The sequence below is a fragment of the Marinobacter panjinensis genome (assembly GCF_005298175.1).
In the GTDB taxonomy this organism is placed as follows: domain Bacteria; phylum Pseudomonadota; class Gammaproteobacteria; order Pseudomonadales; family Oleiphilaceae; genus Marinobacter; species Marinobacter panjinensis.
This window is the reverse complement of record NZ_SZYH01000001.1, coordinates 162,569-178,362: the sequence shown is the minus strand read 5'-3', so window position 1 is coordinate 178,362 and position 15,794 is coordinate 162,569. Positions and strand designations below refer to the sequence as shown.

13 protein-coding genes are annotated in these 15,794 nt (G+C 56.9%); 4 read left to right on the top strand and 9 right to left on the bottom strand.

From position 1 onward, the window contains the following. Window positions 1-18 precede the first annotated feature (18 nt). Window positions 19-1,083 carry an endonuclease/exonuclease/phosphatase family protein gene (locus FDP08_RS00800; RefSeq protein WP_228263199.1) on the bottom strand — a complete coding sequence of 355 codons (1,065 nt, stop codon included), beginning with the start codon at window positions 1,081-1,083 and terminating at the stop codon, window positions 19-21. A 49-nt stretch (window positions 1,084-1,132) separates the two neighbouring features. Then, window positions 1,133-3,193 carry a dehydrogenase gene (locus FDP08_RS00795; protein WP_137434148.1) on the bottom strand — a complete coding sequence of 687 codons (2,061 nt, stop codon included), beginning with the start codon at window positions 3,191-3,193 and terminating at the stop codon, window positions 1,133-1,135. 163 nt (window positions 3,194-3,356) lie between these two features. Between FDP08_RS00795 and FDP08_RS00790 the strand changes: the two genes are divergently transcribed. Further along, window positions 3,357-4,373 (top strand): class I fructose-bisphosphate aldolase, encoded by a 1,017-nt coding sequence (locus FDP08_RS00790; protein ID WP_137434147.1) that lies wholly within the window; start codon window positions 3,357-3,359, stop codon window positions 4,371-4,373. Between the two features lie 22 nt (window positions 4,374-4,395). Here the strand turns inward: FDP08_RS00790 and FDP08_RS00785 are convergent, their stop codons facing one another. From FDP08_RS00785 to FDP08_RS00755, 7 genes are all read right to left on the bottom strand, one after another. Beyond that, complete coding sequence (locus FDP08_RS00785) at window positions 4,396-5,385, bottom strand: MBL fold metallo-hydrolase (protein WP_137434146.1); 990 nt, start codon at window positions 5,383-5,385, stop codon at window positions 4,396-4,398. Window positions 5,386-5,493: 108 nt separating this feature from the next. Beyond that, on the bottom strand, window positions 5,494-6,465 hold the full coding sequence (locus tag FDP08_RS00780) for a tRNA dihydrouridine synthase (protein WP_137434145.1): 972 nt from the start codon (window positions 6,463-6,465) through the stop codon (window positions 5,494-5,496). A gap of 133 nt (window positions 6,466-6,598) precedes the next feature. Then, a complete protein-coding gene (gene katG, locus FDP08_RS00775) occupies window positions 6,599-8,770 on the bottom strand; it encodes a catalase/peroxidase HPI (protein ID WP_137434144.1) in 2,172 nt (723 codons plus the stop codon). Between the two features lie 231 nt (window positions 8,771-9,001). Then, window positions 9,002-9,220 carry a DUF2835 domain-containing protein gene (locus FDP08_RS00770; RefSeq protein WP_137434143.1) on the bottom strand — a complete coding sequence of 73 codons (219 nt, stop codon included), beginning with the start codon at window positions 9,218-9,220 and terminating at the stop codon, window positions 9,002-9,004. Window positions 9,221-9,352: 132 nt separating this feature from the next. Further along, window positions 9,353-11,245 carry a molecular chaperone HtpG gene (htpG, locus tag FDP08_RS00765; RefSeq protein ID WP_137434142.1) on the bottom strand — a complete coding sequence of 631 codons (1,893 nt, stop codon included), beginning with the start codon at window positions 11,243-11,245 and terminating at the stop codon, window positions 9,353-9,355. Between the two features lie 227 nt (window positions 11,246-11,472). Further along, the gene (locus FDP08_RS00760) at window positions 11,473-11,904 is read right to left on the bottom strand and encodes a PaaI family thioesterase (RefSeq protein ID WP_228263198.1); all 432 of its coding nucleotides are present in this window, start codon (window positions 11,902-11,904) and stop codon (window positions 11,473-11,475) included. After that, window positions 11,904-12,374: a PaaI family thioesterase gene (locus tag FDP08_RS00755; RefSeq protein WP_137434140.1), complete on the bottom strand. Its 471-nt coding sequence runs from the start codon at window positions 12,372-12,374 to the stop codon at window positions 11,904-11,906. Before FDP08_RS00755 ends, FDP08_RS00760 begins: the two co-directional genes overlap by 1 nt. Window positions 12,375-12,567: 193 nt before the next feature. On the opposite strand from FDP08_RS00755, the gene FDP08_RS00750 reads away from it, so the two are divergent. The 3 genes from FDP08_RS00750 (at window position 12,568) to FDP08_RS00740 (ending at window position 15,656) form a co-directional block, all read left to right on the top strand. Next, window positions 12,568-13,848 carry a M48 family metalloprotease gene (locus tag FDP08_RS00750; RefSeq protein WP_137434139.1) on the top strand — a complete coding sequence of 427 codons (1,281 nt, stop codon included), beginning with the start codon at window positions 12,568-12,570 and terminating at the stop codon, window positions 13,846-13,848. A gap of 75 nt (window positions 13,849-13,923) precedes the next feature. After that, a complete protein-coding gene (locus tag FDP08_RS00745; protein WP_137434138.1) occupies window positions 13,924-14,469 on the top strand; it encodes a hypothetical protein in 546 nt (181 codons plus the stop codon). After that, window positions 14,469-15,656 carry an iron-containing alcohol dehydrogenase gene (locus FDP08_RS00740; protein WP_137434137.1) on the top strand — a complete coding sequence of 396 codons (1,188 nt, stop codon included), beginning with the start codon at window positions 14,469-14,471 and terminating at the stop codon, window positions 15,654-15,656. Before FDP08_RS00745 ends, FDP08_RS00740 begins: the two co-directional genes overlap by 1 nt. The last annotated feature ends 138 nt before the right edge of the window (window positions 15,657-15,794 follow it).

Genomic DNA, 15,794 nt, shown 5'->3' with positions numbered 1-15,794 from the left:
AGGCTTGAAAAGGGCGATTCAGCTATCGCCCTGCTCCCGCTCCTTCCCTTCGCGGATATTTTCGCTGGCTTCCTGTACCTCTTCGCTGTCGGCCTCGGGCACCTCGTGCTCGTCCTTACGCGAGGGGCGATAACACAGCGTTACCAGTATGGGAAAGTGATCAGAGCCGAATGCTTTGAGCCGGCGGATATCCTTGAGGGTGAAGTGCTCGGTGATGAAGACATGGTCCAGCGGCCAACGGAGGTACCACCGTTCCGCATGAAAGGTACTGAATGTGCCCCGACCACGACGCGGATCCAGCATACCGCTGATGTGACAGAACAAACGCGTAGTTCTCGACCATGCAACATCGTTCAGATCACCGGCGACTATTGCAGGATAGCCGCCTTTTTCGACCTCTTGCCCCACCAGCAGAAGTTCTGCATCACGCCACAGGGATTCCTCACTTTCGCTGGGAGCGGGCGGGCGCGGGTGGAGGGCATGTAAACGGATACGATCGCCGCTGGGCAACTTCAGCCAGCCATGTATCGAGGGGATATCGTCCTGAATCAGGTACTTCACTTCTGCTTCTTCAAGAGGCAGACGAGAATAGAGGTGCATACCGTAAAGGTTGTCCATGGGTATACGAATAATCGTATGCCAGTCGCCAAAGGCAGCATCGAGCTGATCACCCCACCACTGGTCTGATTCCAGAGTCAGCAGCACATCCGGCTGCTGATCCCGCACCTGGCGGATCAGCCCTTCGCTGTTGCGATTGGTGGTGAGTACATTGGCCACCATCAAGGTAACGCAACGTTCTTCGTTTCCGGGCTCAGCATTCTGAACCTGAAGGGGCCAGAACCTTGTCCACGGCAATATCCGGTACGACTGCAGCACCAGTACCACGGCGCACAGTGAGAGAATCCATATCTGCTTTTCGCCCTGCCCGAGCAGCAGCGCCGCAACAGCAGTGATCACGGCCAACGTGACTATCTGTACCCGAGGAAACTCGCAGGCACGTATCCACCAGTCATGAAGCCGTACTTTGCCGAGCACAGTGACTGCCAGCAGCACCAGCGCCACAGCCAACAGTGTATAGGTCATCAGAAGGCCTCCTTGGCATAATTGCCTTTATGCCAACCTACACAATAAATCAGGCGGGTGCACGGGATCTCTCCCGCTCTGCCAACACCCTGACCCGTTCAAAGTCCTCTTCGCTGAATACGCCGTTTACCCCTGAAATGGCCGCCAGCTTCATGCCGTGTTTGAGGCCGAGCCGGTAGATCTCCCTGACTTTTTCCCACTCGATGTTGCGGCCCAGGGTAAAGTTCTCGAACCGGCCTTCCAGTGTCAGCACAATGGTTTCGGCCAGGCAGGCGTAGGCAATTCCTTTGGGCAAGCCGATGTCTTTCATGGCAACATGCCCAGGAAGCTCGATTTCGCCTGACTCGATCACCATGACGTCCGGCCGTTTGGCAACGTCTTCCGCGGGGATGTCCAGTGGCCGCGCAACATCCGTGATCACGCAACCAGGTTTTACCCGCATGATGTCCAGCACCCGCTTTCCGGCGCCGGAGGTAGCTGTCACGATCATGTCCATGCTTTCCAGGTCGCGGTCGGCGGCACCCGCCACATGAACAATGGCGCCCTTCGTCTCCCGCTCTATTGTTTCTTTCAGGGCCAGGAGTTTTGCCGGTTCGGGCGCCGCCAGGTAGATTTCATCCACGGCCTTGGCCAGCAGACGTGCGCAGACGGAACCAATGGCGCCGGTTGCTCCTACTACCATGGCCTTACCCGCCATCTTGCCGCTGGGACCTATGCCTACCAGCCCTATTTTCTTCACCGCCTCGTGGGCCGCCCACAGGGCCCCGGACGCGGAGTAGCTATTGCCCGTTGTAATCGGCAATGGTGCACGCTTGGCAACGGTAATGCCTGCGTCTCCCACCACTTTGGTAAAGGCGCCAAGGCCCATGATCTGTGCACCGAGTTTTTTTGCCAGCCCGGCAGCGGCCAGCAGGCGGCTGTAGGTAAATTCCGGGCCATGAGCCATGATTTCCCGTGGGGTACCACCTACGGTAATCAGCCAGCCTTCGGCTTCGTCCCCGGTTGGTGATTGCACGCCGGTGACTTTGCAGTAAATGAATGGCGGGGTATAAGCTACTGCCTTTTCCACCATGTTCATGACAACCGGCGGCGAAACGCTGGCAATCCAGTCCAGGGGCGGTGTTTTGGTCAGATACTGCTGCGACAGGGGGTGAATAACGAAGGCGAAGCGATTAATCCGGCGATAACCATCCGGATAAAGAATACGGGGTTTGAGTGCCAGGGTTTCAATAACCTCCAGAAAGTCATCCGGCCCCATTTGTTCTGGAGTGCGGGCCAGCGCTGCGCTGATCATCGCTTCCAGGACGTTCACACCCACCGGCCGGCCATTCAACCAGGGGCTGTAGTCAACCACCATGGCTACACGCCGGGAGCGCATCCAGTCCAGGGCCTGGTCATTCACCCTGGAAGTGATGACCGTTTTGCCATCCAGCTGCTCGTGGCTGAAATCTCCCAGTTCGTCCACCGCAGCAACGATAACGTGGGCGCTTTTTACCGCCTCACGCAGCGACCCGGCAACCAGCTTTTCGCCGAGGCGGAACAGGGGCAAATGCCGGATAAACTCCGCCGCCCTTGCCGTCGCCGGCTTGAACATCATCGGGGCGCTTAGTCCGGTGTAGGTTTCAAGCTGGCCCAATGACGTCAGCAGCCTGGGCACCCCGAAATCCGTATAAGGGTCTGCGAACAACAGGTTGTCCGTATACTCCGACAAAGCCCTGGCAACGCGATAGCCGGCCTGGCCGTTCATGAACAGCACCCGGGCATTGTCGAAGAAATGGCCAAGCTCGGACTGGGTGTGTCGAACCGCCCACTCCTGCAGGATACCCCGCAATTTCGCGCCGGTTGTGACCGGCTTGTCAGGAATGCTGGCCTTCAGACGGGTGATGTCCGGATGCTCCAGTGTCTCGCGGCCGGCGTGATACTGGTCATGGATCGTGCTCAGGCCAATGGCGTCCGCCTCTGTTTTTACGGAATCCAGCACGGCCTCGGCTCGTGACAGGTCGCCGTCCGTTCCGATACGAATGATGCGGAAAGACTGCCCAAGAAATTCTGTCTCAAAATCATAGTCAAACTCGGATGATCTCTGGCTGACACTCACCACGGTCTTCATGATTATCCCTTCCAGAATTAACGGTTGTTATAGTCTCCAGATTAGATGACTGCATCTGTTACTGTTATATCCCAGATCAAATTTCGGTCTGAGATTCTGCGTCTACAATTAAAAATCAGCTGAAAGCCATTATTGACTCATCAGGCACTTTAAGGAGATCACCATGACCATTCAGGACGAACTCAATGCGACAATCAAGGCCCTGGTTCAGCCGGGCAGAGGCATTCTGGCGGCGGACGAAAGCAACCCCACCATTGCCAAGCGTTTCAAGGCTGTCGGAGTCGAGTCCACGGAAGAGAACCGGCGACAGTACCGCAGCCTGATTCTTGGCGCGGAAGGTCTGGGGGAATTTGTCAGTGGCGTCATCCTGTTTGAGGAAACCCTGGACCAGCACGCGGATGATGGCACTGCACTGGCCTCGGTAGCCGCCAACCAGGGCGTGGTGCCCGGCATCAAGGTTGACAAAGGCAAGGGTCCGATGGTGAACGCACCCGGAGACGAGATTACCGAAGGGCTTGATGGATTGGCCGGGCGGCTGGAGCACTACAAGGAACTGGGTGCGCGGTTTGCCAAGTGGCGTAACGTGTATCACATCACCGACATCAACCCAAGCAAGGCTGCCATTGAAGCCAATGCCGAGGTGCTGGCCCGCTACGCGGCGATCTGCCAGTCCTGCGGAATCGTGCCCATCGTGGAACCGGAAGTGCTGATTGATGGCAGCCACACCATCGAGCGCAGTGCCGATGTGAACGAAGCGGTCATCAGCGAGGTTTTCCACGCCCTGCGGCGCCATCGGGTAGAGCTGGAAACCATGATCCTAAAGCCCAGCATGGTCACGCCCGGCAATGCCACCGGTAAGAAGGCGAGCCCGGAGGAAGTGGCGGAGCACACGCTGAGAGTTTTCCGGAGAGTCGTTCCGGCAGCAGTTCCAGGCATCAACTTTCTGTCGGGTGGCCAGACCCCGGAAGAAGCGACCCTGAATCTCAATGCCATGAACAGTGGCTCCGCTCAGCCCTGGAACCTCAGCTTCTCCTACGGCCGCGCGTTACAGGAGCCGGCACAAAAGGCCTGGGCAGGCATTTCCTCGAACCGGGAGGCCGCCCAGACTGCCCTGGTGAAAAGGGCCAGGCTCAACAGCCTGGCGACACTGGGGCGCTATTCAGCGGATCTGGAGGACTGACCGCATGGGCCAGTCCTCTGTCTCAGCAACCTTCGGTACAGCGGGCTTTACTGTCAAAGCTCATGGTTTTACCGCTGAGGGGAATGTGCACGGGCATTGAAGCGAGGCCGACAAACTGTTCGGTACGTGTGCCTTCCTGCACTGCCCCGTTTTCGGTGGCTGCCTCGTTGGCGTGTGAAGCGATGACCGCCTTCGGACGAACAAGGTCATTGACCACGTAGGCAGCCTCTTTCGGTCCGGTGGTGAACGTGTCACCGATATTCATCACCACCAGATCGGCGCCATAGTGTTCGTTGACCACCAGTTTCTGCTCGGCGGTGATGCCGGTGTCACCCGACAGATACACCACCAACCCGTTGGAGAACGTCACTACGTAGCCGGTGGGCGGTCCTACGCTGGCACCCACGCCCGCCGCTTTCAGATGTTCCGCCAGCGGGCCGGTCAGGAACGAGGGGGCAACGCCGTTACTGTGAACCGCCGGTACGGTGGTTACGGCCACACCACCAACCTCCCGCTCACCACCAAAACGCACCAGCACGGAGTTTTCAGGGTCACCACCGGCAGCCTTCAACTTTGCGGCAAAAAACGCCGGCATTTCACTGCCCGTGACAATTTTCGCGTTCGTTTTGACCGCGATATCAACGGTATTGGACTGCGGCAATGTGGACACTCCGGTGTCCGGAGAGGCACAGCTACCCTGATTGGTTTCACTGATGCGCTGATCACCCACGTGGTCGCCGTGCATATGGGAGACCAGAATGACATCGATCCTGCCCAACCGGGGATCGTCCGGCCCGGCAACCGTTCTGCCGGCATCGTAGAGAATCCGGGTGCCGTTCGGGTCTTCTAACACCAGCGCCCTGTCACGGCTGCAGAACTCTCCATCGTGGCTGCCAAGCGGTGTGACTTTGACCACCTGCCCATCCGCGTGGACCGACATGGCTGCGCCCAGCAAAAGACAGGCAGACGCCCCGGCGACGGCCAGGGTGTTGCGAAAATTTCCTTGTGACATGTTACTCGTCCTCCCCACCTTTTTATTGTTGACACCACACTGATACGAACGATAACGCCATTGGTACCAGTGTAGTCAGCGGGGAAGATTTACGTCGGGAATCGGCGTTCAGGCGGCGCGGGAATCAGCAATCGGTACCGGCTGCCTGAGGCAGGCCATCATCGGCGCCACCTGGCGGATCTTGCGGGCCTGTGGCCACAGAGCTTCAGCCTCGGCAAAGCCCTGGCGCAGGAAATTGAGCCATTGCTTGATACGACCGGTTACGTAGCGGTCTTCCAGCCAGCCCTGCAGAACGGTGGCGTATTCACCAACCAGAACCACGGCTTCCGGCCAGGTCATGTCCGCTACCGCCTCGCCCTGCTGGCTTGCCTTGATCTGAAGGGCCAGGTCCGGCCGTGCAATCAGGCCGCGGCCGATCATGACGTCGTCACAGCCTGAAACCTCCCGGCATCGCCAATAGTCCGCCACGGTCCAGATCTCACCGTTGGCAATGATATGGGTGTTGACCGCTTCCCGGGCCCTGGCAATTTCCTCCCAATAGGCAGGCGGTTTATAGCCATCGACCTTGCTGCGGGCATGGATAACGATCTCCCTGGCGCCGGCAGCTTCCAGTGCCTGGGCGCAGGCGACACCCATGGAACGGTCGTCGTACCCCAGGCGCATTTTTGCGGTAACCGGCACGCTCGCGGGTACCGCCTGGCGCACAGCCGCCACTATTTCGTGCATCAGTTCCGGCTCGCGCATCAGTACGCAGCCGCCCTTGTGTTTGTTCACGGTTTTCGCGGGGCAGCCGAAATTGATATCCACCTGGGTTGCCCCCAGCTCGGCGGCTTTTTCGCCATGGCGAGCCATCTGTTGCGGGTCTGAGCCAAGAAGCTGGACTGCCACCGGCGTACCAACACCCGTAAGCGACTGGTTGTGAAGTTCCGGAGCGTACTTGTAGAACACCCTCGGCGGCAGCATGCCGTGGGTCACGCGAATGAATTCAGTCACGCACCGGTCAATTCCACCGACTTTCGTCAGGGTCTCACGGATAGGTGCGTCGACCAGCCCTTCCATCGGGGCGAGGATGATTCGCATGGGTGCTCCAGCGGGGAAAGAGGTCTGTTCAAATCGGGACTGATCAAAAATCAGGCGGGGAGGATTGTAAGGAATTTGGCGGGAAGTTGATAGATGGGCACCCCGTGGCGGGGTGCCCATTCACTGGCAGGTCTTATTTGACGTCGAAACGATCGGCGTTCATGACTTTGGTCCAGGCAGCAACGAAGTCCTTTACGAACTTCTCTTTGCTGTCGTCCTGTGCATACAGTTCCGCATAGGCACGGAGGATCGAGTTGGAACCGAACACCAGATCAACACGGGTCGCAGTGAACTTGGTGTTGCCGTTCTTGCGATCCACGATGTTGTACGAGTTCTTGCCAGTCGGCTCCCAACTGTTTGCCGTGTCTGTCAGATTTACGAAGAAATCATTGGTCAAGTGGCCAACACGATCTGTGAACACACCGTGTTGGGTGCCGCCATGGTTGGTGCCCAGCACCCGCATACCACCGAGCAGAACGGTCATTTCCGGTGCGGTCAGGCCCATCAGTTGGGCACGGTCCAGAAGCATTTCTTCCGGCTTCACCACGTAATCCTTCTTCTGCCAGTTGCGGAAGCCATCAGCCAACGGTTCCATCGGTTCAAAAGATTCGGCATCGGTCATCTCGTCCGTTGCATCGCCACGGCCCTTGAGGAACGGCACATGGACTTCGTGTCCCGCGGCCTTCGCAGCCATCTCAATGCCCAGGTTACCACCCAGAACAATAACGTCTGCCAAGCTGGCACCGGTGTCGGCAGAGATTTTCTCGTAGGCGCTCAGCACTTTGGCCAGGCGATCCGGTTCGTTGCCTTCCCAGTCTTTCTGCGGAGCCAGACGAATGCGGGCACCGTTGGCACCGCCGCGCATGTCGGAGCCGCGGAAGGTACGGGCACTGTCCCAGGCAGTGGTCACCAGCTCGTTAAGGCTCAGGCCAGCTTCGGCAATTTTCTCTTTAACGATCTCCTCAATGTAGTTGGTCTCACCCTGAGGAACCGGATCCTGCCAGATCAGGTCTTCACTGGGTACGTCGGGGCCGATGTAACGGGACTTCGGTCCCATATCCCGGTGAGTCAGCTTGAACCAGGCACGGGCGAAGCAGTCCCTGAAGTAGTCCGGATCTGCCATGAATTTCTCACAGATTGCGCGGTACTTCGGGTCCACCTTCATGGCCATATCGGCATCGGTCATCATGGGGTTGCGTCGAACAGACGGGTCAGTGGAATCAACAGGCTTGTCTTCTTCCTTGATGTTGATCGGCTCCCACTGGTTCGCGCCAGCCGGGCTCTTGGTCAGCTCCCACTCATAGCCAAACAGCAGGTCAAAGTAGCCCATGTCGAACTTGGTCGGATTGGTGGTCCAGGCACCCTCGAGGCCTGATGTGATGGCGTTGGTGGCTTTGCCATCCAGGTCCGGGTTGATCCAGCCAAGACCCTGCGTGTGAATATCAGCACCTTCCGGCTCCGGCCCAAGCTTCTCAGCATCGCCGTTGCCGTGGGTCTTACCGACGGTGTGGCCGCCTGCAGTCAATGCAGCGGTTTCTTCATCATTCATCGCCATACGCGCGAATGTCGTGCGGACCTGCTCAGCGGTCTTCTGCGGATCGGAAACGCCATTAACGCCTTCGGGGTTCACATAGATCAGACCCATTTGCACGGCGGCGAGCGGATTTTCCATGGTGTCGGGCTTTTCCACGTCCTCATAACGGCTATCGGACGGCGCCAGCCACTCTTTTTCTGCGCCCCAGTAAATGTCCGTTTCCGGATGCCAGATGTCCTCACGACCATAGGAGAAGCCGAAGGTTTTCAGGCCAAAGGATTCGTAAGCAACGTTGCCGGCCAGAATGAATAAATCGGCCCAGCTTACTTTGTTGCCGTATTTCTTCTTGAGCGGCCACAGTAAACGCCGCGCCTTGTCCAGGTTGCCGTTATCGGGCCAGGAGTTCAGTGGTGCAAATCTCTGGTTGCCAGTTCCCGCGCCGCCACGGCCATCGGCCAGACGGTAAGTACCAGCAGCGTGCCACGCCAGACGGATCATCAGGCCGCCGTAATGACCCCAGTCTGCAGGCCACCATTCCTGACTGTTGGTCATCAGCTCATGCATGTCTTTTTCAAGTGCTTCAAAGTCGAGCTTTTTGACCTCTTCCCGATAGTCGAAATCCTCACCCATCGGATTTGTCTTGTGGTCGTGCTGATGCAGGATGTCCAGGTTCAGGGATTCCGGCCACCAGGCAACCACATCAGATTTCTCCTGCGTGTTGGACCCGTGCATTACCGGGCACTTTCCGCCTGAGCTATTGTTTTCTGTCATTTTTCTCTCCTGATTCGGTTTGGCAAAACGACACTACTTTTAAGGAAGCACCACTAACTATAGGACATAAAAAATGCTTTGCTTTGCGTATTTATTATGTCGCGGATAGCGAATGCCTATTGGTGTATCCGACGTATCACCAACACGTTAACGCAGCACCGAACGTTTAATACAATTAATTAAAAATACAATAACAAGAGCTTTTATTAATTGAAAAGGCGGAGTGAAAGATCAGAGTCTTTCGATAGAAGTGAACTTCCCGGCGTCGTCAAAAAGAATTCTGAAGCTGCCGCGAATGCCCTCTTTGAGGTAAAAACGGGAAAGGATACGAGCCGGGAAACGGACGGAGCGCCCGTCCCGGGCCGTGGTGCGGACATCGGTGGCTGTGCCTTGGTAGAGCTTTATCCACTCGTCAGGGCTGATTTCGACGTCCACAATGATCTGCTGCATAGCACCTTGTTCGTAGGTCGGATTTACCCGTGAAGGGCATAAAAGACGAAGTCGTAATCCGACAAAATTGTTCGATACATCCGGCCTGGTTGTCGGATTACGCTTCGCTAATCCGACCTACGTAATCTGGCCTTAGTTCGCCAGCTCAAGCAACAACCGGTTCAGGCGACTCACATACGCGCCCGGGTCCTGCAGCTGCTCGCCACTGGCCAGAGTGGCCTGATCCAGTAGCACCGCAGACAGCTCTTTGAAACGGTCTTCGCCCTGCTCGCGCTCAAGGCGTTGCACCAGCGGGTGCTCCACGTTGATTTCGAAAATAGGCTTGCTGTCTGGCACTTTCTGGCCGGCGGCTTCCATGATTTTCTTCATCTGGGCGCCCATGTCAAAGTCGCCAACCACCAGGCAGGCCGGTGAATCGGTCAGCCGATTGGTGACACGCACGTCCTGGACGCGGTCGGTCAGAGCAGTCTTGATTCGCTCCAGCAGATCCTTGTGTTCCTTGGTGGCCTCTTCCTGGTGCTTCTTGTCTTCCTCGGTTTCCACATCGCCGAGATCCAGTTCGCCGCGGGCCACGTCCTGGAACTGTTTGCCATCGTATTCGTTGAGGTAGCCCATCATCCACTCGTCAATCCGGTCAGAGAGGATCAGCACCTCAACGCCTTTCTTGCGGAATACTTCCAGGTGAGGGCTGCTCTTGGCGGCCATGAAGTTATCAGCGGTAATGTAGTAGATCTTGCTCTGGCCTTCCTTCATACGGGCGATGTACTCATCCAGCGACACGTTCTGGGTTTCCTCGCCGGTATGGGTAGAGGCAAACCGCAGCAGACCACCAATTTTCTCGCGGTTGCTGAAATCTTCTGCCGGGCCTTCTTTCAGTACGGTGCCGAACTCATTCCAGAATTGCTGGTATTGCTCCGGCTCTTTCTTCGCCAGCTTGGAGAGCATGTCCAGAACCCGCTTGGTCACCGCGGTGCGGATGCTGTCCACGGTGCTGTCGTTCTGCAGGATCTCACGGGAGACGTTCAGCGACAGATCGTTGGAATCAATCACGCCCTTGGTGAAGCGCAGGTACAACGGCAGGAACTGCTCGGCATCGTCCATGATGAACACGCGCTGCACATACAGTTTCAGGCCACGGGGCGCTTCACGGTTGTAGAGGTCGAACGGCGCACGGCCCGGAATGTACAGCAGGCTGGTGTAATCCAGCTTGCCTTCCACCTTATTGTGGGACCAGGTCAGCGGGTCTTCAAAGTCGTGGGAAATGTGCTTGTAGAATTCCTTGTACTCTTCATCCTTGATCTCGCTGCGGGACAGGGTCCACAGAGCCGTGGCGTCGTTAACGGTCTCGTACTTGCCCTTCTCGCTCTCTTCTTCGGATTCGGACTTCATGACCACCGGGAACGAGATATGGTCAGAGTATTTCTTCACCAGGTTACGCAGGCGGAAGCCATCGGCAAATTCCTTCGCGTCATCCTTCAGGTGCAAAACGATTTTGGTGCCACGCTCATTCAGATCCACATTCTCGATGGTGAACTCGCCGTCGCCTTTGGATTCCCAGTGCACACCTTCTTCGACGGGCGCACCGGCGCGACGGGTAAAGACTTCCACCGCATCTGCAACGATAAAGGAAGAATAAAAGCCGACACCAAACTGACCAATCAGCTTGCTGTCTTTCTTCTCGTCACCGGAAAGCTGCTGGAGGAATTCCGCAGTGCCGGACCGTGCGATGGTGCCCAGATTCTGAACCACGTCATCGCGGGTCATGCCGATGCCGTTATCGGACAGGGTGACGGTATTCTTTTCGGCGTCATAGTCCAGGCGGATTTTCAGCTCGGGATCGTTCTCGAATAGGCTGTCGTCTTTCAGCGCAGCAAAACGCAGCTTGTCTTCTGCATCCGACGCGTTTGAAATCAGCTCACGAAGGAAGATTTCCTTGTTTGAGTACAAGGAATGGATCATCAGGTTAAGCAGTTGCTTAACTTCGGTCTGAAAACCCAGTGTCTCTTTTTGCGATTCAACCGTCATGGCTTGTTTGTCTCCTGCTATCAACGAACGGTGGAGCGCCGCGGCTACGAAGGCGTTTCCAAAACACGCTGTAAATACATCCCTGTACGCTCGGGCTCCGCCATCCATGGCTCCGCACGGTTTTGAAAACGCCTTCGTAGCCGCAGCACCAAACTGTGGAGTTTGTCTTGCAGGAGGAAATGGGGTCTAACGGGGTCTTTTCAAGCCCTTGCAGACAGGAATAGTCTTTAGTCGTCCAGCAAAAAGTGAGCCCTGGCAGTAGCAATAGGCTGGGACCGGGACTTCTGCCAGGCGGAGATCATAACGTTAGCCACGCGGTTGCCCTGGCGGGTCAGCTGGCACTCGGCGAAGGTTTCCCGGTTCAGGCCCGCGCGCAGGTAATCCAGGGAAAAGTCCACGATTCGGGGCATGCGCAAGGTTTCCTGGGACATCATCAGGTAGATGACAGCGGACAGCTCCATGAAGCCACCGATCACCCCGCCGTGGATGGCCGGCAAAATGGGGTTGCCCAGGTTCTCTTCTTTTTTCGGCAGCCGAAAAATCAGATCGTCGCCAAAACGGTCGCATTCCAGGCCAATGAACCGGGCGTAGGGGATGCTTTCCAGCATGCGGGAAAAATCACCGGTTTCCTGGGTGTAACGAAGAATTTCAGGGTTCATTATTCTTTTTCTCCGTCGATCAGATCACGGAAAGACTTTGGCATTGCTTCCTTGCCGATCCGCATGAAGGTGCCGACGCAGTTGGCGATGGTCTCGCCCGTTTCATGGAAAGCCTCGCAGCGGGTAAAGATGATATTGCGGGTCACTTTGTAGGTCTCTGCGCGCGCGAAAACAGCCTTATGGGGTACGGCGGGGCGCATGTAATCAACTCGCAGGTCCAGTGTGGGACAAAGCTCGAAGTCATCCAGGGCGCACATGGTCGCTGAGCCCGAGGCCGTATCCATCAGCGTGGTGATGGCGCCACCGTGAATGACGCCGGTATCCGGGTTACCGATAATCAGGTCGCTGTATGGCAGGCACAGAGTCAGCTGACCTTTTTTTGCCGATGTTACGGTCAGGCCCAGTTCGCGGGCCTGGTTCAGGGTTCCTATAAAACGGCGAACCCGGTCCATTCTCATGGCATCGTTCATAAAGTCTGGCTCGTCAGATAGGCTCGGGGGTAGTGCGCATGAAATGCTCGATAAAATGACCGGCAATACTAACGTAAAGTCATGAAAGCCTCCACACATCACGGATATGGTATAAACGTAACAAATCTGCAAAAAAAGGCGACCCGGCCAACCGGCAGCGTCGCCCAGGGACATTGACCAAGGAGTTCTGCCCGTGAATATCCACGCTGGATTACGATACCTCACCGTTATTATTGTGCTCGCTTTTCTTTCCGGGTGTACCGTCAATCCCGTCACAGGAGAGAAACAGCTATCGCTGATCCCCGAGAGCCAAGAGCTTTCCATTGGCAGCGAGCAGTACAAACCAACCCAGCAGACCCAGGGCGGCCAGTTCTACCTGGACCCGGACCTGAATCAGTACGTCAGTGAAGTTGGCCAAAAGCTGGCAAAAGTCAGTGATCGGCCCGATCTCCCCTACGAATTTGTGGTACTGAACAGCAGCGTTCCCAACGCCTGGGCGCTTCCCGGTGGCAAGATTGCCATCAACCGGGGACTGCTGACAGAACTGGAGGACGAGGCTCAACTTGCCTCCATTCTGGGCCATGAAATTGTCCATGCCGCAGCACGTCACAGTGTGCAGCGGATGCAGCAAGGCATGCTGATCAGTGCCGGTGTAGCGGGGCTCGGGTTTGCGCTCTCTGACAACGAGTGGGCCGGGTTGATCATGGGTGGCGCGGCCATGGGTGCCCAGCTCGCGTTGGCCCAGTACAGCCAGGGCGATGAGCTCGAGTCAGACCACTATGGTATTCGCTACATGAAAGAAGCCGGCTATGACCCCCAGGCCGCGGTGGAGCTGCAGGAAATCTTTGTCCGGCTTTCCGAGGGCCGCAATACCAGCTTTATTGAGGGCATGTTTGCCACCCATCCACCGTCACAAAAGCGCGTGAATGAGAACCAGGAACTGGTCAACAAGATCGGCGCTGGAGGGTACCGGGGAAAGGACGAATACCAGAAAAAACTGTCGTTTCTACGTGACCGCCAACCTGCCTATAACGCTCACGATGAAGCCCTGAAGCTGGCCAGCGACGACAAGCTTGATCAGGCACTCGCCAAGGTAAACGAGGCGATCAGAATCGAGCCTGAGGAAGCCGCCTTTTATTCTCTGCGCGGGCGGATCTACAGGGCCCAGGACAATGAGAAAAAAGCCGAGGCCGACTTCGACAGGGCCACTTCCCTCTATCCTGAGATGTTCACCTACCAGCTTCACAGTGGCCTCAACGCCCTTGAGCTGAACAAACTGGACAAGGCAAAGGAGCGGCTGAACAAGGCCAATGAAGCTGTGCCGACCTCCATCGCCTTTCTGCGCCTTGGCGATATTGCTGTCCAGCAGAAGCGTCGGGACGATGCTATCCAGTATTACAGCACCGCAGCCAAGGCTGAAGGGCAGATTGCCCAGGAAGCAAAACAGAAGCTGGCCCAACTGACGCAGAGCTGATGTCATCGTCCGCATTGACTTTTAGAGCAATAACTCTAAAAATTGAGGTAATCATTCAACAATCGGACGATTGCCATGCTCGCGAAACGTATCCAGCCGATGGTCTTCCAGGCCCGCCGGCTTTATGTAGAGCTCATGTTCCAGGTCATGGGGCGTGCGCTTCAGGCCGTCAGCGAAATTGACGCTACCGTACAGAAAGAAGCCCGGGCCCTGCCCGAGGGCTTCCTGTTTGAGATGATGGTGATGCCGAACGGCTCCCGCCTTATTGTGGAGCACATCGGCGACGGCCGTTTCCACTACCATGGCGACTCGGCGCCCCGGCCAATAGACCTGTCCATCCAGTTCAAGCACATTGCCCATGCCTTCCTGGTGCTGTCATTCCAGGAAAAAACCTCGGTTGCCTTTGCCAATGACCGCATGCTGGTGGACGGCGATATCAGCTACGCCATCCGCATGACCCGGATTCTGAACCGGCTTGAGACCTTCATTCTGCCCAAACTGGTGGCGGAACGGGCTGTAAAGGAATATCCCTCGAACCTGCACCTGCCCGAGAAACTCCTCAGTGCGGCTCGTATTTACCTCAAGGTAGCCTCCAATTTTGTCGACACGGTGAGAGCATAATGACCAACCAATACTATGAATTTTTCTGCCCGGTTAAGGTAATCGCCGGTAAAGCAGCGCTGGAGCACATCCCCTATGAGCTGACCGGCCTGGGCGCCAAGCGGCCGATGATTATTACCGACAAAGGCGTTCGCGCCGCCGGACTTCTTGACCCCGTGATTGCGGCTTGCGAAGAAAGCGGCCTGGAAATCATCAGCATTTACGATGACGTTCCGCCGGATTCCTCCACCGGCGTGGTGAAAGACATTGCCGGAATCTACCGCCACGAAAAGTGCGATTCCCTCATTGCGGTGGGGGGTGGTTCTGCCATTGATACCGCCAAGGCGGTGAACATCCTGGTGTCGGAAGGTGGTGACAACATTGCCGAGTACAGTGGCGCGGGCATCATCAAGCACCCGCTGAAGCCGTTCCTGGTGGTGCCAACCACGGCCGGTACCGGATCTGAAGTCACCTCCGTTGCGGTGATTACCGACACGGCCAAGTCAGTAAAGCTGCCGTTCACGTCGTCGTTCCTGCTGCCCAACGCTGCGGTAATCGACCCGCGAATGACCCTGACATTACCGCCGCACATCACTGCCGCCACCGCCATGGACGCGATGACCCATGCCACGGAAGCGTTCACCTGTATGGCGAAAAACCCGCTCAGTGATGCCTATGCAACGGCCGCTATCAAGAAAATCAGCACCTCTCTGCTGAAAGTCATGGACAACCCGAAGGACAGCGATAACCGGTTGGAGCTGGCACAGGCCTCCACCATGGCCGGCATTGCCTTCTCCAACTCCATGGTAGGACTGGTTCATGCCCTCGGGCATGCCACCGGTGCCATCTGTCACCTGCCCCACGGGCTTTGCATGAGCCTGTATCTGCCGTACGTGCTGGAATATAACCTGGAGACGATTCGGGCGCCGCTGGGCGAACTCCTGCTCTACCTTGAAGGCCCGGAAGTCTATGCTGCCACACCAGCCAGCCGCCGCGCTGAGGGCAGCATATCCGCCCTTCGCAAGCTTCGGGATGAGCTGTTCAAGCGTTGCAAGCTGCCGCGCACCCTCAAGGAAGCGGGCAGTGTGGAGGAGCATCAGCTGGACACCATCGCCGAGTTGGCCATGGATGACGGTTCCATGATGTTCAACCCGAAAGAAGTCACGCTGGAAGACGCCCGGGCGGTTCTGAAGAAAGCTTGGGCCTGACTGGACGGAGCCCTCCGGACACCCTGCCAGGGGGGTGTCCGGGATGCTGCGACATACACAAACCGGCTCTCCCGGCTAAAAACATTGCAACTAAATCGTTGAAATCAACGCGGGAAAAAGTGACAATTTAAACTCGCT

Excerpts from the sequence above, each read along its gene's own strand:
- FDP08_RS00800 (WP_228263199.1), bottom strand. The coding sequence starts at position 1,083 with ATGACCTATACACTGTTGGCTGTGGCGCTGGTGCTGCTGGCAGTCACT.
- FDP08_RS00795 (WP_137434148.1), bottom strand. The coding sequence starts at position 3,193 with ATGAAGACCGTGGTGAGTGTCAGCCAGAGATCATCCGAGTTTGACTAT.
- FDP08_RS00790 (WP_137434147.1), top strand. The coding sequence starts at position 3,357 with ATGACCATTCAGGACGAACTCAATGCGACAATCAAGGCCCTGGTTCAG.
- FDP08_RS00785 (WP_137434146.1), bottom strand. The coding sequence starts at position 5,385 with ATGTCACAAGGAAATTTTCGCAACACCCTGGCCGTCGCCGGGGCGTCT.
- FDP08_RS00780 (WP_137434145.1), bottom strand. The coding sequence starts at position 6,465 with ATGCGAATCATCCTCGCCCCGATGGAAGGGCTGGTCGACGCACCTATC.
- katG (WP_137434144.1), bottom strand. The coding sequence starts at position 8,770 with ATGACAGAAAACAATAGCTCAGGCGGAAAGTGCCCGGTAATGCACGGG.
- FDP08_RS00770 (WP_137434143.1), bottom strand. The coding sequence starts at position 9,220 with ATGCAGCAGATCATTGTGGACGTCGAAATCAGCCCTGACGAGTGGATA.
- htpG (WP_137434142.1), bottom strand. The coding sequence starts at position 11,245 with ATGACGGTTGAATCGCAAAAAGAGACACTGGGTTTTCAGACCGAAGTT.
- FDP08_RS00760 (WP_228263198.1), bottom strand. The coding sequence starts at position 11,904 with ATGAACCCTGAAATTCTTCGTTACACCCAGGAAACCGGTGATTTTTCC.
- FDP08_RS00755 (WP_137434140.1), bottom strand. The coding sequence starts at position 12,374 with ATGAACGATGCCATGAGAATGGACCGGGTTCGCCGTTTTATAGGAACC.
- FDP08_RS00745 (WP_137434138.1), top strand. The coding sequence starts at position 13,924 with ATGCTCGCGAAACGTATCCAGCCGATGGTCTTCCAGGCCCGCCGGCTT.
- FDP08_RS00740 (WP_137434137.1), top strand. The coding sequence starts at position 14,469 with ATGACCAACCAATACTATGAATTTTTCTGCCCGGTTAAGGTAATCGCC.